This is a genomic window from Streptomyces sp. TSRI0281, assembly GCF_001905125.1.
Lineage (GTDB): Bacteria > Actinomycetota > Actinomycetes > Streptomycetales > Streptomycetaceae > Streptomyces.
Window position 1 is genome coordinate 167,830 of sequence record NZ_LWLE01000038.1, and the last position, 18,603, is coordinate 186,432.

Sequence of the window (18,603 nt, forward strand, 5' to 3'; positions counted from 1 at the left end):
CGTATGCCCACCCTGATCCTCGTACGCCACGGACGCTCCACCGCCAACACGGCCGGAGTGCTCGCGGGCCGCACTCCGGGTGTCTCCCTGGACGAACGCGGCGCCGAGCAGGCCGCCGCCCTCCCCGGACGCCTGTCGGCGCTCACGCTCGCCGCCGCCGTCAGCAGCCCGTTGCAGCGCTGCCGCGAAACGCTCCAGCCCCTGCTCGACGCCCGCCCCGGCCTGCCCCTGCACACCGAGGAGCGGATCAGCGAGTGCGACTACGGGGACTGGTCGGGGCGCAAGCTCGCCGAACTCTCCGACGACCCCCTGATGACCGTCGTGCAGCAGCACCCGTCCGCCGCGGCGTTCCCCGGCGGCGAGTCCATGCGGGCCATGCAGGCCCGCGCGGTCGACGCCGTACGGGACTGGAACGCCCGTATCGAGGCCGAGCACGGCGACGACGCGACCTATGTGATGTGCTCGCACGGCGACATCATCAAGGCCCTCGTCGCCGATGCGCTCGGCATGCACCTGGACCTCTTCCAGCGCGTCCACGCCGACCCCTGCTCGGTCACCGCCATCCGCTACACCCGGCTGCGCCCCTTCCTCCTCCGGCTCGGCGACACCGGTGACTTCGCCTCGCTGGCACCGCGCGAACAGGGCGTCGGGGCGGATGCCGCGGGGCCCCCGGCGCAGGACGGATCGGCGGACGCGGCGGTCGGGGGCGGCGCGGGGGCGCCGTGATCGCTTCGCACAGTAGGGTGGACGCGCCGTAGGCGCCCCCTCATCCGCCGTCAATTCTCAAGGGAGACAGGACGTGTCCCGTCAGGTGTTCCTCTACGACCCACCGGACCGATTCGTGGCCGGTACGGTCGGGTTGCCTGGCCGCCGAACGTTTTTCCTTCAGGCGTCCTCAAGTGGCCGGGTCACCAGCGTGTCCCTGGAGAAGACCCAGGTCGCCGCGCTGGCCGAGCGGATCGACGAACTGCTCGACGAGGTCGTGCGGCGGACCGGCGGCAACTCGCCGGTGCCCGCCGTGGCCCCCATGGCCGTGGCCGACACCGCGCCTCTCGACGCACCCGTCGAGGAGGAGTTCAGGGTCGGCACGATGGCGCTGGCCTGGGACGGTGACGAACAGCGCATGATCGTCGAGGCGCAGGCCCTGGTCGAGCTGGACGCCGACTCCGAGGACGACCTCGCGGAGGCCGAGGAACGGCTCCTGCAGGACGAGGAGAACGGTCCGCCGATGCTGCGCGTCCGGCTGAGCGGCGCACAGGCGCGCGCCTTCGCCAAACGCGCCCTCGACGTCGTGAACGCCGGCCGCCCGCCGTGCCCGCTGTGCAGCCTGCCGCTCGATCCGGAAGGACACGTATGCCCGCGCCAGAACGGATACCGTCGCAGGGCCTGACGGACGCCGGGCTGCTCACCCTGCTCACCAAGGGGCAGCTCACGGTCCTCGGACAGGTGCGCGGCGCGTCCAACGCGGTGCTCCACTGCACGGTCGCGTACGAGGGCGAGGAACGCACCTGCGCCTACAAACCCGTCGCCGGGGAGCAGCCGCTGTGGGACTTCCCCGACGGGACGCTCGCCCAGCGCGAGGTGGCCGCGTACGAGGTCTCCCGGGCGACCGGGTGGGGACTCGTGCCGCCCACGGTGCTGCGTGACGGGCCCTACGGCGAGGGCATGTGCCAGCTGTGGATCGATTCCCCCGAGGGTGAGGGCGAGCCGTCGCTGCTCGCCCTCGTCGAGTCCGAGGAGCCCGGGGACGGCTGGAAGGCCGTGGGCTTCGCCGAGGTGGGGGAGGGCCGGACGGCGCTCCTGGTGCACGCGGACGACGCCCGGCTGCGACGGCTCGCCGTGCTCGACGCGGTGATCAACAACGGCGACCGGAAGGGCGGGCACCTGCTGCCCGCGCCCGGCGGGCGGCTGTACGGCATCGACCACGGGGTCACGTTCAACGCGGACGACAAGCTGCGCACGCTGCTGTGGGGCTGGGCGGGCGAGCCGCTGACGTCCGAGGCGGTGGAGGTGCTCGGCCTGCTGGCCGGGGAGCTGGGGCCGGGGGCGGGGCTCGCCACCCGTCTGGCGGAACTGATCACCGGGGCGGAGCTGGCGGCGCTGCGGGCCAGGGTCGCGGGTCTCCGGGGGACGGGACGGCATCCCGAGCCGAGCGGCGAGTGGCCGGCGATTCCGTGGCCGCCGGTCTGAGGGCCGGGTGTGCGCCGGCGGCTCCGTACGGCGATCGCGCGCGAAGCAGCCGCGCTTGAGCACGAGGCAGCCACGGTTCACGGCCGTACGCCGGGGTGCCGTCGGTGGTCCCTGGCATGGGCGGCCGTCGGCCCCGGAAGCCGTGGAACGGGATGCGGACGAGCCCCTAGCCGAACGCCACGCATCCGCGCAAGACCGCCTCTTCGGCCACGTTCCCCGATCCGGTTCGTATCCGGAAGCATCGTCCGGTTACGCTCATGACATGCATGCCTGGCCCGCTTCTGAGGTCCCCGCCCTGCCTGGCAAGGGCCGCGACCTTCGGATCCACGACACCGCGACCGGCGGACGGATCACCCTTGACCCCGGTCCCGTCGCCCGCATCTACGTCTGCGGCATCACGCCGTACGACGCGACCCACATGGGTCATGCGGCGACCTACAACGCGTTCGACCTCGTTCAGCGCGTGTGGCTCGACACCAAGCGGCAGGTTCACTACGTCCAGAATGTGACCGACGTGGATGACCCGCTGCTGGAGCGGGCCGTGCGCGACGGTGAGGACTGGACCGAGCTCGCCGAGCGCGAGACGGCTCTGTTCCGGGAGGACATGACCGCCCTGCGCATGCTCCCGCCGCAGCACTACATCGGTGCGGTGGAGGCGATACCCGGCATCGTTCCGCTCGTCGAACGTCTCCGGGACGCGGGCGCCGCCTACGAACTCGACGGCGATGTGTACTTCTCCGTCGAGGCCGACCCGCACTTCGGCGAGGTCTCGAACCTCGATGCCGAGGCGATGCGTCTGCTCTCCGCCGAACGCGGCGGCGACCCGGAGCGCACCGGCAAGAAGAACCCCCTCGACCCGATGCTCTGGATGGCCGCCCGTCCGGGCGAGCCGAGCTGGGACGGCGCCTCGCTCGGCAGTGGCCGGCCCGGCTGGCACATCGAGTGCGTGGCCATCGCCCTGGAACATCTGGGGATGGGCTTCGACGTACAGGGCGGCGGTTCCGACCTCGTCTTCCCGCACCACGAGATGGGCGCCTCGCACGCCCAGGCGCTGACCGGCGAGCACCCGTTCGCCCGGGCGTACGTCCACGCCGGCATGGTCGGGCTGGACGGCGAGAAGATGTCCAAGTCCCGCGGCAACCTCGTGTTCGTGTCGGCTCTGCGCCGCGACGGCGTGGACCTGGCGGCCATCCGCCTCTCCCTGCTCGCGCACCACTACCGGGCCGACTGGGAGTGGACCGACAAGGTGCTCACCGATGCGGTCGAGCGTGCCGGACGGTGGCGTGCCGCTGTCTCCCGCCCCGACGGACCGTCCGCCGACGCCCTGGTCGAGGAGGTCCGCGAGGCCCTCGCGGACGACCTGGACGCCCCCGCGGCGCTGGCCGCGGTGGATCGCTGGGCCGCGCTGGCCAGTTCCGGGGCCGGTACGGACGAGAGCGCGCCGGGTCTCGTCTCGCGCACCGTCGACGCACTGCTGGGCGTCGCGCTGTAGTCCCTGCGGGCCCGTCTCCGTAACAACCGCTCGCCCGTAACAACCGCTCGCCCGTGACAACCGCTCGCCCGTGACAACCGCTTGATCCGTAACAACCGCTCGATCCGTGAGCGACGACCGGCCCCGGACTTCTCCATGAAGTCCGGGGCCGGTCCGCTTTCCCGGGGGCGAAAAGGCGAGGGGCGCCGGACGGGACCGTTCGTCCCGTCCGGCGCCCCTCGTTCCGGTTGTTCCGGCGCCGCTCCCGCAGTCCTCCGGGACTCAGTCCTCGGACGAATCCTCGGATGTCTCGTCCGGGCCGCGGTCCTCGTCGGAGGGCGAGTCCGCGGCCGGGGGCGGCGGGCCACCGGGCGACGAGGAGCCGGTGGTGTTCCCCGGGCCCGTTTCCGGCCGCGGCGGTTTGGGCGGTCTGGTGCGGCCGCTCGACGGGTCCCGCAGATACGAGACGTCACCGGTCTCCGTCGCATGACCGCCGGGCGCCTGTCCCGGGCCGCCGTCCCGGCGCCGCAGATAGCGTTCGAATTCGCGGGCGATGGCCTCGCCGGACGCCTCGGGCAGCTCGGCGGTGTCCCGGGCCTCCTCCAGCGTCTGGACGTACTCCGCGACCTCGCTGTCCTCGGCGGCCAGCTGATCGACGCCGAGCTGCCAGGCGCGGGCGTCCTCCGGCAGTTCGCCGAGCGGGATCCGCAGCCCGATCAGGTCCTCCAGGCGGTTCAGCAGGGCCAGCGTCGCCTTGGGGTTGGGCGGCTGCGACACATAGTGGGGCACCGCCGCCCACAGGCTCACCGCGGGCACGCCCGCGTGGGTGCAGGCTTCCTGGAGGATGCCGACAATGCCCGTCGGCCCCTCGTACCTGGTCTCCTCCAGATCCATGGTCCTGGCCAGATCGGGGTCGGAGGTGACCCCGCTGACCGGTACCGGCCGGGTGTGCGGGGTGTCGCCCAGCAGTGCCCCGAGGATGACCACCATCTCGACGCCCAGCTCATGGGCGTATCCCAGGATCTCGTTGCAGAACGAGCGCCAGCGCATCGACGGTTCGATGCCGCGGACCAGGACCAGGTCGCGGGGTTTCTCCCCGCCGACGCGGACGACGGAGAGGCGGGTGGTGGGCCAGGTGATCTTGCGCACCCCGCCGTCCAGCCACACCGTGGGCCGGTTGACCTGGAAGTCGTAGTAGTCCTCGGCGTCGAGCGCCGCGAACACCTCGCCCTTCCACTCCCTGTCCAGATGTCCGACCGCTGTGGAGGCGGCGTCACCGGCGTCGTTCCAGCCCTCGAACGCGGCCACCATGACCGGGTCGATCAGCTCGGGTACCCCCTCGAGCTCGATCACCCAGGCCTCCTTCCGAAGTCTTCTTGTGTACGGAGCAACCTTACGGCTTCGGCCCCCTCCCGCCGCAGCCCCTTTGCACGGGTGGGTGAACCTTGCCACTGAAGGTGCATCAACGGTCGAAACAGGGCATCAGCCTCCGGATTCATCCGAGCTGTGCTGACCGAATTTCCCCTCAACACTGGACGACCGGCCCTGTACGGCGCTATACATCGGATGACCACAACAGAGGTCCGATGTTATTCCCCTGGGGGCGCACATGAGTCAGACCGTCACGGATTTCGAGGTTCACGACATCCGTTTTCCCACCTCGGAACAGCTGGACGGCTCGGACGCCATGAACCCCGATCCCGACTACTCCGCCGCCTACGTCGTCCTGCGCACGGACATCCCCGGCGGCCCCGGCCCCTCCGCCGGCACCGGTACCCCGGACAGCGGCGGCGCCGGCATCGAGGGACATGGCTTCTGTTTCACCATCGGGCGGGGCAACGAGATCATGGCCGCCGCCATCGAGGCGCTGCGGCCCTACGTGGTGGGGCGCCCGGCGCCCCGTACGGCGGCCGATCTCGCCGCGCTGCACCGCGAGCTCACCCATGACTCGCAACTGCGCTGGCTGGGACCGGAGAAGGGCGTGATGCACATGGCGGCCGGCGCGGTCGTCAACGCCGCCTGGGACCTCGCGGCCAAGGCAGCCGGCCTGCCGGTGTGGCAGTTCCTCGCCGCGATGACGCCGGAGGAGCTCGTCTCCCTCGTCGACTTCCGCTATCTCACCGACGCGCTCACCCCCGAGGAGGCCCTCGCGATCCTGCGGGCCGCCGAGCCGGGCCGCGCCGAGCGCACCGAGCGGCTTCTCGCCCAGGGCTATCCCGCGTACACCACCTCGCCCGGCTGGCTGGGCTACTCCGACGAGAAGCTCGTCAAGCTCGCCCAGGAAGCGGTCGCGGACGGCTTCGGCCAGATCAAGCTGAAGGTCGGCGGCGACCTGGACGACGACATCCGCAGACTCGCGCTCGCCCGCGAGGCCGTCGGCCCCGGCATCCGGATCGCCGTCGACGCCAACCAGCGCTGGGACGTCGCCGACGCGGTGGCCTGGATGAGCGCGCTCGCGCCCTACGACCCGCACTGGATCGAGGAGCCGACCAGCCCCGACGACATCCTCGGCCACGCCGCCGTGCGCGCCGGACAGTCGGTCAAGGTCGCCACCGGCGAACACGCCGCCAACCGCGTCGTGTTCAAGCAGCTGCTCCAGGCCGGTGCCGTCGACTTCGTCCAGATCGACGCCGCACGCGTCGCGGGCGTCAACGAGAACCTGGCGATCCTGCTGCTCGCCGCCAAGTACCAGGTGCCCGTCTGCCCGCACGCCGGCGGCGTCGGCCTGTGCGAACTGGTCCAGCACCTCTCGATGTTCGACTACGTGGCGGTCTCCGGAACCTGGGAGGACCGCGTGATCGAGTACGTCGACCATCTCCACGAGCACTTCGCCGACCCCACCGTCATCGAGGACGGACGCTACGTCGCGCCGCGCGCCCCCGGCTTCTCGGCCCGGATGCTTCCCGGATCGATCGCCGATCACCGCTACCCCCAGGGCCCCGTCTGGCAGGCCCGCCGCACACCTCAGGAGGCCGACCGATGACCGGTACACAGGACTTCGACCAGATGTCCGCCCTGGTGACGGGCGGTGCGTCCGGGATCGGAGCCGCCGTCGCGACGATGCTCCTGGAGCGCGGCGCCCGGGTCGCGATCCTGGACCGGGAGACCACGGGAGCGCCCCCGGGTGTGCTCGCGCTCAAGGCCGATGTGAGGGACGACGCGGCCGTGCGGGACGCGGTGGACCGGGCCGCCGCCGAACTGGGTGCCCTGCACACCCTCGTGTCCAACGCGGGGATCGGTTCCCTCGGCACCGTGGAGGACAACGACGACGACGAGTGGGCCCGGGTGCTGGACATCAACGTCCTCGGCATGGTCCGTGCCGCCCGCCACGCGCTGCCCCATCTGCGCCGCGCCGCAGCCGGCCGGCCGGGCTCCGCGTCGATCACCCAGACCTGCTCGATCGCCGCCACCGCCGGGCTGCCGCAACGGGCGCTCTACAGCGCGAGCAAGGGCGCGGTGCTCTCGCTGACCCTCGCCATGGCCGCCGACCATGTCCGTGAAGGGGTCCGCGTCAACTGCGTCAACCCGGGCACCGCGGACACCCCGTGGATCGGCAGGCTGCTCGGCCAGGCCGACGATCCGGGCGCCGAACGCGCCGCGCTCAACGCCCGCCAGCCGCTGGGCCGGCTGGTCTCGGCCGACGAGGTCGCCGCCGCCGTCGTCTATCTCGCGAGCCCCGCGGCAGCCTCCGTCACGGGCACCGCCCTCGCCGTCGACGGGGGGATGCAGGGCCTGCGACTGCGTCCCGCCGACGCCTGAGACCACGTACCACCAGCACTGCCCGCCCCACCAGTACCACCAGCACCGCACACGCCACCAGTACCACCAGCACCGCACACGCCACCAGTACCACCAGCACCCCCCGCACCGCAGAATGAGCCGCCCCACCCGCACAGCCCCGCACCGCCGAAATACTCCGAGCCAGTACTCCACGAAGGACGGGACCCCCATGAGAGTGCGTACGACGAGTGCGGCAGCCTGTGCCGTACTGCTGGCCGTCACAGCCCTTGCGGGCTGCAACCGCGACTCCGCCGACAGCGGGGACGGTGGCGGAAAGGTCGGCATCGACCTGCCGCGCAGCGACAGCGATTTCTGGAACTCCTACCAGCAGTACGTGGAGAAGGGTGTCAAGGGCGGGGAGGTCAAGGCCCTTCCGCTGACCAACTCGCAGAACGACATCGGCAAGCTCGTCGCCAATGTCCAGACGTTCACCGACCAGGGCGCCAAGGCCGTCGTGATGGCTCCGCAGGACACCGGTGCGATAGCCGAGACGCTCAACACGCTGAACGAGAAGAAGATCCCGGTCATCAGCGTCGACACCCGCCCTGAGAAGGGCAGCATCTACATGGTGGTGCGCGCCGACAACAAGGCGTACGGCGCCAACGCCTGCAAGTACCTCGGTGAACAGCTCAAGGGCAAGGGCAAGGTCGTCGAGTTCCAGGGCGACCTCTCCTCGATCAACGGGCGCGACCGCTCCCAGGCGTTCAAGGAGTGCATGGACAAGGACTTCCCCGACATCGAGGTCTTCGAGCTGGCCACGGAGTGGAAGGGCGATGTCGCCTCTGCCAAGCTCCAGTCGACGCTGGCCGCGCACCCCGACATCAACGGCATCTACATGCAGGCGGGCGGGGTGTTCCTCCAGCCCACACTCGCCCTCCTGGAGCAGAAGAAGCTGCTGAAGCCGGCCGGTACGCCGGGCCACATCACGATCATCTCCAACGACGGCATCCCGGAGGAGTTCGACGCCATCAAGGCCGGGAAGATCGACGCGACGATCTCCCAGCCCGCCGACCTCTACGCGAAGTACGCCCTGTACTACGCCAAGGCGGCCCTGGAGGGGAAGACCTTCAAGGAAGGTCCGACCGACCACGACTCGAACATCATCAAGATCCCGGGCGGTTTCGAGGACCAGCTCCCGGCGCCCCTGGTGACCAAGGAGAACGTCGACGACCCGAAGCTGTGGGCCAATCAGCTGGAGAAGAAGAGCTAGCCATGAACCAGGCACCACCACCTGCCGTACAGGCGACAGGCATCGTCAAACGCTTCGGACCCACGGTGGCACTGGACGGCGTCGAGCTCACGGTGCGGCCCGGCGAGTCCCACGCGCTCGTCGGCCGCAACGGCGCGGGCAAGTCCACCCTCGTCAGCGTCCTCACCGGACTCCACCGGGCGGACGAGGGCACCGTGACCTTCGGCGGGGAGCCGTCGCCCGCCTTCGGGGACACCATGGCCTGGCAGTCCAGGATCGCCTGCGTCTACCAGAAGTCCATGGTCGTCCCGGACCTGACCGTCGCCGAGAACCTCTTCCTCAACCGCTTCGACGACAACGCCCGCTGGATCAGCTGGGGCAGGCTCCGCAGGCGTGCCGAGGCACTGCTCGCCGAGTACGGGGTCCAGGTCGACCCCAACGCGCGCGCCCGGGATCTCGCCGTGGAGCAGCGGCAGTTCGTGGAGATCGCCCGCGCGCTGTCCTTCGGCGCCCGGCTGATCGTCCTGGACGAACCGACCGCGCAGCTCGACGCCCGCGGGATCGGGCGGCTCTTCGACAAGCTGCGGGAACTCCAGTGCCAGGGAGTGGCGTTCCTGTTCATCTCCCACCATCTCCAGGAGGTGTACGAGCTGTGCACCGCCGTCACCGTCTACCGTGACGCCCGCCATGTGCTGACCGCCCCGGTCGCCGACATCGGCAAGGCCGATCTGGTCGCGGCGATGACGGGGGAGCAGGGCAGCGGCGCGGGCGCCTGGCACGCCACCGGCGTGGGCGCGGTCGACGAGTCGGCCGCCCCCGTGCTGCGTACCGAACAGCTTTCCCTGGCAGGCGAGTTCGAGGCGATCGACCTCCAGGTGCGCCCCGGCGAGGTGCTCGGCCTCGCGGGCTCGGCGGCCAGTGGCAACACCGCGCTCGGCGAGACGCTGGCCGGGATGCGCAAGGCGACCGGCGGCACGATCTCCGTGCACGGCAGCGCCGTACGGCCCGGCAGCGTGCCGCACGCCCTGGACGCCGGGATCGGGTACATCCCCGAGGACCGCCACGACCAGGGGCTCGTGCTGGACCGCAGCGTCGCCGAGAACGCCACCCTCACGGTCACCGACCAGCTGGGTCCGTGGGGGACCGTACTGCCCTCCCGCACCCGGCAGTTCGCCCGGTCGATGATCGCCTCGCTCGACATCAAGACCCAGGGGCCCGAGCAGCCGGTCTCCGGGCTCTCCGGCGGCAACCAGCAGAAGGTGGTGGTCGCCCGTGCGCTGGCCCGCGGACCGAGCGCGCTGGTCGCGGTCCGGCCCACGGCGGGGGTGGACATCAAGTCCAAGGACTCGCTGCTGGGTGTGGTCCGGCGGGTCGCCGACGAAGGAAACGCGGCAGTGATCATCTCGGACGAGCTGGACGATCTACGGGTCTGCGACCGGGTACTCGCCCTGTTCCACGGGCGGGTCGTCGCGTCGTTCGCAAGCGGGTGGACCGACGGGGAACTCGTCGCCGCCATGGAAGGTGTGGGGGAAAGGGAATGACCGGGACGATACAGCCGTCCGTCGCCGACGACGGCATCAAGAGCGGGGCGGGGGACGGCAGCCCGCGCGGCCGGCTGGCGCTGATCCGGTGGAGCGACTTCTCGCTGGTGCCGGTGATCCTGGTGCTGATGGTGATCGGGTTCATCGTCTCGCCGGTGTTCCTCACCTCCAACAACCTGATCAGCGTCGTCCAGCAGTCCTCCGAGCTGAGCCTGCTCGTGCTCGGCCAGGCACTGATCCTCATCTGTGGCCGGATGGACCTGTCCCTGGAATCGACGATCGGCATCGCGCCCGTCGTCGCCATGTGGCTGGTGCTCCCCACGGACGGCGGCCGCTTCGCCGGTCTGGAGCTCTTCCCGGCCTGGTCGGCGATTCCGCTCTGCCTGCTCGTCGGCCTGCTCGTGGGCGTGATCAACGGCTTCCTGATCCTCAAGCTCCGGGTCAACGGCTTCATCGCCACGCTCGGCATGCTCACCATGCTGCGCGGCCTCCACATCGGCATCACCGAGGGCAAGTCGATCACCGACGTCCCGGAGTCCTTCCGCTACCTGGGCAAGAGCGAGTGGTTCGGCGCCCCGGCCGCTGTCTGGATCTGCCTGGCGCTGTTCGCGATCGGCGGTGCGGCGCTGGCCTGGCTGCGTCACGGGCGCTCGCTGTACGCCATCGGCGGCAACCCGGAGGCGGCGCGGGCGGCCGGAATCCGGGTCGACCGGATCACCTGGATCGTGCTGGCCATCGGCGGACTGCTGGCTGCCTTCGCGGGCATCCTCTACACCGGCCACTACGGATCGGTCGCGGCCACCCAGGGCAACGGCTGGATCTTCCAGGTGTTCGCCGCCGCGGTGATCGGCGGCATCAGCCTCAAGGGCGGGCGCGGCACGCTGTTCGGTGCCCTGACCGGCGTACTGACGCTTCAGCTGGTGGTCAATGTGATGACCCTCGGCGGTGTGCCGGCCCTGTGGAACCAGTTCCTCAACGGTGCGATCATCATCGTCGCGCTGGTCATCTCCCGCTTCGCGAGCGGAGAGAAGCAGGACTGAGCGGACCGCCTCGCGGGAGCGGGCGGGCCATGCCGTACGGGCCGGTGGGTGAGGTGTCACCCACCGGCCCGTACGTATGTCATGGCGTCTGAGAGGCTCGATGGGACGTTCCCGGTGTCATGGCGTCCGGAGAAGCTCGATGGGACGTCCCCGTGTCATGGACTCCGGAGAGGGCGCGGCCGCCGCGCCCGTACGAGCCTCACAGCGTGGACCTGAGCCACTGCTCCACGCTCGCCACATGCACCGTCGCCCAGGCCCGTGCGGCCTCCGCGTCCCGGTCCCGCAGCGCGGCGAGGATCGCCCGGTGCTCGTGCAGGGTGCGGCTGACGGCGTCCTCCTGTGTCAGGCCGCGCCAGACCCGCGCCCGCGTGGTCGGCCCGGAGAGTCCGTCGAGCAGGGAGCAGAGCACCGAATTGCCGGAGGACTGCACGATCCCGCGGTGGAAGTCCAGGTCGGCCGCGACCAGCTCCTCGACCGACGGCTGTCCGCCCAGGGCGTCCAACTGGGCTCCGAGCACGTCGAGTTGGGTCTCGCTGATCCGGCCCGCCGCCATCGCCGTCGCGGCCGGTTCCAGGATCCGGCGCACCGCGAGGAATTCCAGCACCGTGTCGTCGCGGTGGAAGTCCACCACGAAGCTCAGCGCCTCCAGGAGCAGCTGCGGGTCCAGGCTGGTGACGTAGGTGCCGTCGCCCTGCCGCACATCGAGGATCCGGATCAGCGACAGGGCGCGCACCGCCTCCCGCAGGGAGTTGCGCGACAGCCCCAGTTCCGCGGCCAGTTCACTCTCCTTGGGCAGTCGGTCGCCGGGACGTAGCGCACCCGAGACGATCATTCCCTTGATCTTCTCGATCGCCTCGTCGGTGACAGCCATGACGGTCCTCCTGGATTCGGACTGGATTAGACATCCGATGTCTGGCTCCATTATGCGGGTCCGGACACCCGAAAGAGCAGCCTCCGCCCCAGCCGTGGTGCTGGTCACTCCCAGAGGGAGGACGGTGCCTCGCGCCGTACGACGGGGGCGATCTCCTCGGCGAACCTCTCCAGGGTCTCCAGCTGTTCCCCGTGGCTCAGTCCGAAGCCGTCCACGGTGATCGACTGGAGGTCGTGACGGTACACCGCGTGGTAGCCGAGGATCTTGTCGATGATCTGCTGCGGGCTGCCGATCAGCTGAGGTCCGTTCTCCATCGCGTCCTCGATCGTCCGGAACGGGGTGTTGTACCCGGCCCGGCCCGCCAGCTGGGGCTTGAACGTCTGCCGCACCCGTGCCTCGTACAGCTCCTTGTACCGTCCGACGGCCTCCCGCGCACTGTTCGCGATCAGCAGCCCGCCCGAGCCCGCCGCCACATGCGCGTCGGCCGGATCGTGCCCGTACGCCTCGAACCGCTCCCGGTAGTGGTCGATCAGCCGCGCGTACGCCTCGCGTGGCTGGATGGCGTTGGCCGTGAACAGCGGATCACCGTGCTTGGCCGCCAGTTCGGGGGAGTTGAGGCTGGTCGCCGAGCCGTGCCAGACGCGGGGCGCCCCGGCGTACGGACGCGGCACCGTCGTCACGTTCTTCAGCGGCGGACGGAACTCGCCCTCCCAGTCCACGCCCTCCTCCGTCCACAGCCGCCGCAGCAGTTCGTACTTCTCCTCCTGGAGGTCCCACTGACGGTCCTCGTCGAGCCCGAAGAGGTCGAAGTGCCCGGCCTCGGCGCCCTTTCCGACGACCAGTTCGAGCCGCCCCCGGGAGAGCTGGTCGAGCGTCGCGAAGTCCTCGGCGACCCGCACCGGGTCGAGGATCGCGACGACCGTGACCCCGGTCAGCAGCCTGATGACGCGCGTACGGGCGGCGATCGCGCCCAGCACCACGCTCGGGCCGGAGGAGAGGAACGGCCCGGCGTGCCGCTCGCCGATCGCGTACGCGTCGAAACCGAGGCGCTCCGCCGCCGTACCGGTTTCGATCACCTCCTCGAACCGGTCGGCGGCCGAGGGGAGTTCACCGGTCAGCGGGTGCGGGGCGTGGCCGATCAGGGAAAGTACGGAGAATTTCATGACCTCCACTGTCCCCGCGGCATATTGCGCGCGTATGGCGGCCGTATGGCACATATCCGGGCAGGGGTGCGGTGCGGCGTCCCGGATACGCGGACGGGGGCGCCTCCCCGCCAGTGGGAAGCGCCCCCGTGCACCCGCCCCGATGCCGGTCCGGTGATCAGTCCCGGCCGGCCAGCATGTCGTCGACCCTGCCGCGGATCTCGTCGGTCGCGAGCCCCCGGATCGTCAGTGTCGTACGGCGGCGCAGCACATCGTCCGCCGTCTCGGCCCACTCGTGGTCGCGGGCGTAGGCGACCTGGGCCCAGATCTCCGGCGCGTCCGGGTGGACGCGCTCGGCCAGCGCCGGGTTCTCGTTGGCCAGGCGCGCGATGTCGAAGGACAGCGAACCGTAGTGGGTGGCCAGGTGCCGTGCGGTGTCGGGCGACATCCGGGGACCGGAGGCACCGCCGTCGACCAGGAGCCGGTGCGCGACCGCGGCGGGGTTGGATATCCCGGGCAGCGGAAGCTTCCGCGGCAGCCGCGCCATCGGCTCCATGTCCTCCGCCAGCGGGTGCCCCGGCAGCGCGGCGAGCTTGTTCATCACGGTGCGGCCGATGTGGCGGAACGTCGTCCACTTGCCGCCCGCGACCGACAGCATGCCGCCGCGGCCCTCCGTCACGACCGTCTCGCGCTTCGCCTTGGACGTGTCGCCGGGGCCGCCGGGCAGCACCCGCAGACCCGCGAAGGAGTACGTGATCAGATCGCGGGACAGCTGCTGGTCCCGGATCGAGAACGCCGCCTCGTCCAGGATCTGCGCCGTGTCCGCCTCGGTCACCGCGACATCGCCCGGGTCGCCCTCGTACTCCTCGTCGGTCGTCCCGAGCAGCAGCATGTCCTCCCACGGCAGGGCGAACGTGATGCGGTACTTGTCGATCGGGGTGGCCAGTGCCGCCTTCCAGGGGCGGGTGCGCCTGAGCACCAGGTGCGCGCCCTTGGACAGACGTATGGAAGGCGCCGCGTTCGGGTCCTCCATCTTCCGCAGGTGATCGACCCACGGTCCCGTCGCGTTCAGCACGAGCCGGGCGGTGACCCCGAACTCCGTGCCGTCCGTGCGGTCCGACAGATCGGCGCCCGTGACCCGGCCCCTGGTGAACCGGAGGCCGGTCACCGCCGCGTGGTTGAGGACGGCCGCACCCGCCTCGACGGCCGCACGGACCGTCATCAGCGCCATGCGGGCGTCGTTCATCTGGTCGTCGCCGTAGACCGCGACGGCCTTCAGATTGTCCGTACGCAGCTCGGGGACGTCGCGCTGCGCCTTCGCGGGGCTGATCACATGGCCGACGCCGTCACCGAACGCGGACAGCGCCGAGTACGCGAACACGCCCGCACCGAGCTTCGCCGCGCCGTGCGGCCCGCCCTTGTAGACCGGCAGGTAGAAGGTGAGCGGATTGGCCAGGTGCGGGGCGACCTCGCGGGAGACCGCGCGCCGTTCGAAGTGGTTCTCCGCCACCAGCTTCACCGCGCCGGTCTGCAGGTAGCGCAGACCGCCGTGGAGCAGCTTGGAGGAGGCGGAGGAGGTCGCCCCGGCGAAGTCACCGGCGTCCACCAGCGCCACCCGCAGTCCGGACTGCGCGGCGTGCCAGGCGGTGGAGATGCCCAGGATGCCGCCGCCGATGACCAGGAGGTCGTACGTCGCCTTGGAGAGCTGCTCCCGAGTCTCGGCGCGGCTCGGGAGGGAGCCGGAGGCCGGGTGCGTCCCGAGTGCGGGGACGCTCTGCAGGGTGGTCATGGTGATTACTCCTCGACTGTGCTGTCGTCGAGCCAGCCCATGGTCCGCTGCACGGCCTTGAGCCAGCTCTTGTACTCGCGGTCGCGGGTCTCCGCGTCCAAGCGGGGGGTCCACTCCGCGGCCCGGCGCCAGTTGGCGCGCAGGGCATCGGTGTCCGGCCAGAAGCCGACGGCCAGACCGGCGGCGTAGGCGGCGCCGAGGCAGGTGGTCTCGGCGACCATCGGACGCACCACGGGTGCGTCGAGGAAGTCGGCGAGCGTCTGCATCAGCAGGTTGTTGGAGGTCATGCCGCCGTCGACCTTGAGCGCCGCGAGCTCGACGCCGGAGTCCTTGGTCATGGCGTCGCTGATCTCGCGGGTCTGCCAGGCGGTGGCTTCGAGTACGGCACGGGCGATGTGCGCCTTGGTGACGTACCGGGTGAGACCGGCGATGATGCCGCGGGCGTCGGGGCGCCAGTACGGGGCGAACAGGCCGGAGAAGGCGGGGACGAAGTAGGCGCCGCCGTTGTCCTCGACCGAGGAGGCCAGCGTCTCGATCTCGGCCGCGGACTTGATCAGGCCCATCTGGTCGCGCATCCACTGCACCAGCGAACCGGTGACCGCGATGGAGCCCTCCAGGGCGTACACCGGGCGCTCGTCGCCGATCTGGTAGCCCACCGTGGTGAGCAGACCGTTGTACGAGTTCACCGGGGTGTGGCCGGTGTTCATCAGCATGAAGGTGCCGGTGCCGTACGTGGACTTGGCCTCGCCCTCGGCGAAACACGTCTGGCCGAACAGCGCGGCCTGCTGGTCACCGAGCGCGGAGGCCACCGGGACCCCGTCGAGCACGCCGCCCTTGGCGGAGCCGTACACCTCGGCGGAGGAGCGGATCTCGGGGAGCACGGCGGCGGGGATGCCGATGGAGTGGAGGATCTTCTCGTCCCACGCCATCGTGTGCAGGTTCATCAGGAGGGTGCGCGAGGCGTTCGTGACGTCGGTGACGTGGACGCCGCCATCGGTGCCGCCGGTCAGATTCCAGATGACCCAGGAGTCCATGGTGCCGAAGAGGATGTCGCCGCGCTCGGCGCGCTCGCGGAGTCCCTCGACGTTGTCGAGCAGCCAGCGGACCTTGGGCCCGGCGAAGTACGAGGCGAGCGGCAGACCCGTCTCGCGGCGGAAGCGGTCCTGGCCGACGTTGCGGCCCAGCTCCTTGCAGAGCGCGTCCGTGCGGGTGTCCTGCCAGACCAGCGCGTTGTGCACGGGCTCGCCGGTGTTCTTGTCCCAGAGCAGGGTGGTCTCGCGCTGGTTGGTGATGCCGATCGCCTTGACATCGGCGGAGGTGATCCCCGCCTTGACGATGGCCGAGGCGACGACCTCCTGGACGTTCTCCCAGATCTCGGTCGCGTCGTGCTCGACCCATCCCGGCTTCGGGAAGATCTGCTCGTGCTCCTTCTGGTCGACGGAGACGATCCGGCCGTCCTTGTCGAAGACGATGCAGCGGCTGGAGGTGGTGCCCTGGTCGATGGCCGCGATGAACGGCCCGGTGCCATGGGTCCCGGTGGTGTGTGCGTCGGTCACGGTGTGCTCCCGGAAAGTCTGTGTGTACGGCTCTGAATGGCTCAGGCGAAGGCGAGCTGGTAGATCCCGCCCGCGAGGGCGCCGCCGATCAGCGGACCCGCCACGGGGATCAGGGCATAGCTCCAGTCCGAGCCGCCCTTGTTGGGCAGTGGAAGCAGAGCGTGCACGATTCGGGGGCCGAGGTCACGGACCGGGTTGATCGCGTATCCGGTCGGGCCGCCGAGCGAGAGGCCCAGACCGACGACGACGAACGCGGTGATCATCGCGCCGAGCACGCCCGGACCCTTCGGATCGTCCGGACCGAGGCCGGGGATCGTGCTCTGGGTGAGGATGGCGAGCACCAGGACGGTGGTCGCGATGATCTCGGTCGCCATGTTCTGGCCGACGTTGCGGATCTCCGGCGAGGTGAAGAAGACGCCGTGCACCGGACCCGGGTTCGCCGTCTTCTGCTTCGCGACCTCGGGGTCGTTCAGGTGTGCCGTGAAGTGACCGAAGTACGCGGCCCAGACGAGCACCGCGCCGATCATCGCGCCGAGGAGCTGCCCGGCGAAGTAGACCGGGACGTCGCTCCACTCGGTGGCGCCCTTGATCGCGAGGCCGACGGTCACCGCCGGGTTGAGGTGGGCGCCGGACGTGCCGGCGGATATGTACGCACCGGTGAGCACGGCGAAACCCCACCCGAAGGTGATGGCGAGCCAGCCGGCGTTGAACGCCTTGGAGCGCTTCAGCGTGACGGCGGCACAGACGCCGCCGCCCAGCAGGATGAGTACGGCGGTACCTATGGTCTCGCCGATGAAGATGTCGGAGCTGGACACCCGCGACTCCTTTGTCGTTCGTCCAGGGGAAGGCGACTCACCGGGTCCCTCCGGTGAATCGCGCCCCAGGTGGGTACCCACGAAGTGTGGTCACTCCACCTGTAGGGCTTGACCGGCCCTTGGCACTGCCACACCCTAACGCGGAAATTCCGTTAGGTGTTCGGCAATGCCGACCGCTGAACGGCAGTGTTTCCCCCGAATGAATGAAGCGTCAAGGGTGTGTGGCGTACGACTCGGTGCGGGACCCGATCGTTACGGCCTCGGCCGGGTCGGCGGCGGGTGCGGCAGCCGGTGCGGCGGCCGGCCGGCTCAGAAGCGGCCGGCGCCCAGGTCCCGGGAGACCGCGCGGGCGCAGTCCCGTACCGCCGCGATCAGCTCGGGGCGCAGCTCGCCGCCCGGACAGACCCGCTCCACCGCTCCGGTGACGGCCACCGCGCCCACCGGCATCCGCCGCCGGTCGTGGATGGGTGCGGCCACGGCGGCCACCCCTTCCCAGGTCTCCTCCACATCGGTGCCCCAGCCGCGCGCCCGGATCAGGTCGAGCAGCGACTCGAACTCGTCCGGGGCCGTGACGGTGCGGGTGGTGAAGGACCGCCGCTCCGTCTCCATGACCTCGCTGTGCGCCACCGGGTCGAAGGCCGAGAGCACCTTGCCCAGCGCCGTGGAGTGCAGCGGCTGCATGGCCCCGACCTCCAGGACCTGGCGGCTGTCGTCGGGCCGGAAGACGTGGTGGACGACGAGGACGCCGTGCTGGTGCAGGACACCCAGATGGACGCTCTCGCCACTGGAGCGGGCCAGGTCGTCGGTCCACACCAGGGCGCGCGCCCGCAGTTCGTGGACGTCCAGATAGCTGTTGCCGAGCCGCAGCAGTTCGGCGCCGAGCTGATAGCGGCCGGACGCCGCGTCCTGCTCGACGAAGCCCTCCAGCTGGAGCGTGCGCAGAATGCCGTGGGCGGTGCCCTTGGCCAGCCCCAGGGAGGAGGCGATGTCGGAGAGGCCGAGCCGACGCTCGCCGCCCGCCAGCAGACGCAGCATCGCGGCCGCCCGCTCCAGCGACTGGATGTTCTTGGCCATCGCGCCGTACTCCTCCACCTCGGTTCGACAATGCTGAACACTATCGGTCGATGCCGACCTCTGCTCGACCCCCGGGAAACTCTGCCCCACCACTCGCAGCGTGCTGTCCCCCGGGCACAGCATGCAGTCCGCACCGTGAACGCAC

At 70.5% G+C, this 18,603-nt stretch carries 16 protein-coding genes; 9 read left to right on the forward strand and 7 right to left on the reverse strand.

Features of this window, described 5'->3' with window-relative positions:
- Positions 1-3: 3 nt before the first annotated feature.
- The 4 genes from A6A29_RS41665 (at position 4) to mshC (ending at position 3,682) form a co-directional block, all read left to right on the forward strand.
- Positions 4-726 carry a histidine phosphatase family protein gene (locus A6A29_RS41665; protein ID WP_073729155.1) on the forward strand — a complete coding sequence of 241 codons (723 nt, stop codon included), beginning with the start codon at positions 4-6 and terminating at the stop codon, positions 724-726.
- Between the two features lie 73 nt (positions 727-799).
- Complete coding sequence (locus A6A29_RS41670; RefSeq protein WP_073729157.1) at positions 800-1,390, forward strand: DUF3090 domain-containing protein; 591 nt, start codon at positions 800-802, stop codon at positions 1,388-1,390.
- Positions 1,354-2,190: an SCO1664 family protein gene (locus A6A29_RS41675; RefSeq protein ID WP_073729159.1), complete on the forward strand. Its 837-nt coding sequence runs from the start codon at positions 1,354-1,356 to the stop codon at positions 2,188-2,190. The genes A6A29_RS41670 and A6A29_RS41675 overlap by 37 nt, the downstream gene beginning before the upstream one ends.
- A gap of 262 nt (positions 2,191-2,452) precedes the next feature.
- Positions 2,453-3,682 carry a cysteine--1-D-myo-inosityl 2-amino-2-deoxy-alpha-D-glucopyranoside ligase gene (gene mshC, locus A6A29_RS41680; RefSeq protein WP_073729161.1) on the forward strand — a complete coding sequence of 410 codons (1,230 nt, stop codon included), beginning with the start codon at positions 2,453-2,455 and terminating at the stop codon, positions 3,680-3,682.
- Between the two features lie 261 nt (positions 3,683-3,943).
- On the opposite strand, the gene A6A29_RS41685 is transcribed toward mshC, so the two are convergent.
- Positions 3,944-5,014: a PAC2 family protein gene (locus A6A29_RS41685; protein WP_073729163.1), complete on the reverse strand. Its 1,071-nt coding sequence runs from the start codon at positions 5,012-5,014 to the stop codon at positions 3,944-3,946.
- 256 nt (positions 5,015-5,270) lie between these two features.
- On the opposite strand from A6A29_RS41685, the gene A6A29_RS41690 reads away from it, so the two are divergent.
- The 5 genes from A6A29_RS41690 to A6A29_RS41710 all read left to right on the forward strand — a co-directional run bounded on the left by A6A29_RS41690 (position 5,271) and on the right by A6A29_RS41710 (position 11,211).
- On the forward strand, positions 5,271-6,644 hold the full coding sequence (locus A6A29_RS41690; RefSeq protein WP_073729165.1) for an enolase C-terminal domain-like protein: 1,374 nt from the start codon (positions 5,271-5,273) through the stop codon (positions 6,642-6,644).
- The gene (locus tag A6A29_RS41695; RefSeq protein ID WP_073729167.1) at positions 6,641-7,420 is read left to right on the forward strand and encodes an SDR family NAD(P)-dependent oxidoreductase; all 780 of its coding nucleotides are present in this window, start codon (positions 6,641-6,643) and stop codon (positions 7,418-7,420) included. Before A6A29_RS41690 ends, A6A29_RS41695 begins: the two co-directional genes overlap by 4 nt.
- A 190-nt stretch (positions 7,421-7,610) precedes the next feature.
- Entirely contained in the window at positions 7,611-8,651 is a 1,041-nt protein-coding gene (locus A6A29_RS41700; RefSeq protein ID WP_073729169.1) for a sugar ABC transporter substrate-binding protein, read from the forward strand.
- 2 nt (positions 8,652-8,653) lie between these two features.
- On the forward strand, positions 8,654-10,171 hold the full coding sequence (locus A6A29_RS41705) for a sugar ABC transporter ATP-binding protein (RefSeq protein WP_073729171.1): 1,518 nt from the start codon (positions 8,654-8,656) through the stop codon (positions 10,169-10,171).
- Entirely contained in the window at positions 10,168-11,211 is a 1,044-nt protein-coding gene (locus A6A29_RS41710) for an ABC transporter permease (RefSeq protein ID WP_079183261.1), read from the forward strand. The genes A6A29_RS41705 and A6A29_RS41710 overlap by 4 nt, the downstream gene beginning before the upstream one ends.
- 199 nt (positions 11,212-11,410) lie before the next feature.
- Here A6A29_RS41710 and A6A29_RS41715 read toward each other — a convergent pair whose 3' ends face one another.
- From A6A29_RS41715 to A6A29_RS41740, 6 genes are all read right to left on the reverse strand, one after another.
- Positions 11,411-12,082 (reverse strand): FadR/GntR family transcriptional regulator, encoded by a 672-nt coding sequence (locus A6A29_RS41715; protein ID WP_073729173.1) that lies wholly within the window; start codon positions 12,080-12,082, stop codon positions 11,411-11,413.
- Positions 12,083-12,186: 104 nt separating this feature from the next.
- Complete coding sequence (locus A6A29_RS41720) at positions 12,187-13,245, reverse strand: LLM class flavin-dependent oxidoreductase (protein WP_073729175.1); 1,059 nt, start codon at positions 13,243-13,245, stop codon at positions 12,187-12,189.
- A 157-nt stretch (positions 13,246-13,402) separates the two neighbouring features.
- Positions 13,403-15,013: a glycerol-3-phosphate dehydrogenase/oxidase gene (locus A6A29_RS41725; RefSeq protein WP_073729177.1), complete on the reverse strand. Its 1,611-nt coding sequence runs from the start codon at positions 15,011-15,013 to the stop codon at positions 13,403-13,405.
- 5 nt (positions 15,014-15,018) lie between these two features.
- A complete protein-coding gene (glpK, locus tag A6A29_RS41730; RefSeq protein WP_073729179.1) occupies positions 15,019-16,569 on the reverse strand; it encodes a glycerol kinase GlpK in 1,551 nt (516 codons plus the stop codon).
- A 41-nt stretch (positions 16,570-16,610) separates the two neighbouring features.
- Positions 16,611-17,384: an MIP/aquaporin family protein gene (locus A6A29_RS41735; RefSeq protein ID WP_073729181.1), complete on the reverse strand. Its 774-nt coding sequence runs from the start codon at positions 17,382-17,384 to the stop codon at positions 16,611-16,613.
- A gap of 309 nt (positions 17,385-17,693) precedes the next feature.
- Positions 17,694-18,458, reverse strand: coding sequence for an IclR family transcriptional regulator (locus A6A29_RS41740; protein WP_073729183.1), 765 nt, complete (start codon positions 18,456-18,458; stop codon positions 17,694-17,696).
- Between the last annotated feature and the right edge of the window lie 145 nt (positions 18,459-18,603).

What these genes read in the sequence shown, in the direction of transcription:
- A6A29_RS41690 (WP_073729165.1), top strand. Translation starts at nt 5,271, where the DNA reads ATGAGTCAGACCGTCACGGATTTCGAGGTTCACGACATCCGTTTTCCC.
- A6A29_RS41700 (WP_073729169.1), top strand. Translation starts at nt 7,611, where the DNA reads ATGAGAGTGCGTACGACGAGTGCGGCAGCCTGTGCCGTACTGCTGGCC.
- A6A29_RS41665 (WP_073729155.1), top strand. Translation starts at nt 4, where the DNA reads ATGCCCACCCTGATCCTCGTACGCCACGGACGCTCCACCGCCAACACG.
- A6A29_RS41675 (WP_073729159.1), top strand. Translation starts at nt 1,354, where the DNA reads ATGCCCGCGCCAGAACGGATACCGTCGCAGGGCCTGACGGACGCCGGG.
- mshC (WP_073729161.1), top strand. Translation starts at nt 2,453, where the DNA reads ATGCATGCCTGGCCCGCTTCTGAGGTCCCCGCCCTGCCTGGCAAGGGC.
- A6A29_RS41740 (WP_073729183.1), bottom strand. Translation starts at nt 18,458, where the DNA reads ATGGCCAAGAACATCCAGTCGCTGGAGCGGGCGGCCGCGATGCTGCGT.
- A6A29_RS41720 (WP_073729175.1), bottom strand. Translation starts at nt 13,245, where the DNA reads ATGAAATTCTCCGTACTTTCCCTGATCGGCCACGCCCCGCACCCGCTG.
- A6A29_RS41695 (WP_073729167.1), top strand. Translation starts at nt 6,641, where the DNA reads ATGACCGGTACACAGGACTTCGACCAGATGTCCGCCCTGGTGACGGGC.
- A6A29_RS41715 (WP_073729173.1), bottom strand. Translation starts at nt 12,082, where the DNA reads ATGGCTGTCACCGACGAGGCGATCGAGAAGATCAAGGGAATGATCGTC.
- A6A29_RS41710 (WP_079183261.1), top strand. Translation starts at nt 10,168, where the DNA reads ATGACCGGGACGATACAGCCGTCCGTCGCCGACGACGGCATCAAGAGC.
- A6A29_RS41725 (WP_073729177.1), bottom strand. Translation starts at nt 15,013, where the DNA reads ATGACCACCCTGCAGAGCGTCCCCGCACTCGGGACGCACCCGGCCTCC.
- A6A29_RS41705 (WP_073729171.1), top strand. Translation starts at nt 8,654, where the DNA reads ATGAACCAGGCACCACCACCTGCCGTACAGGCGACAGGCATCGTCAAA.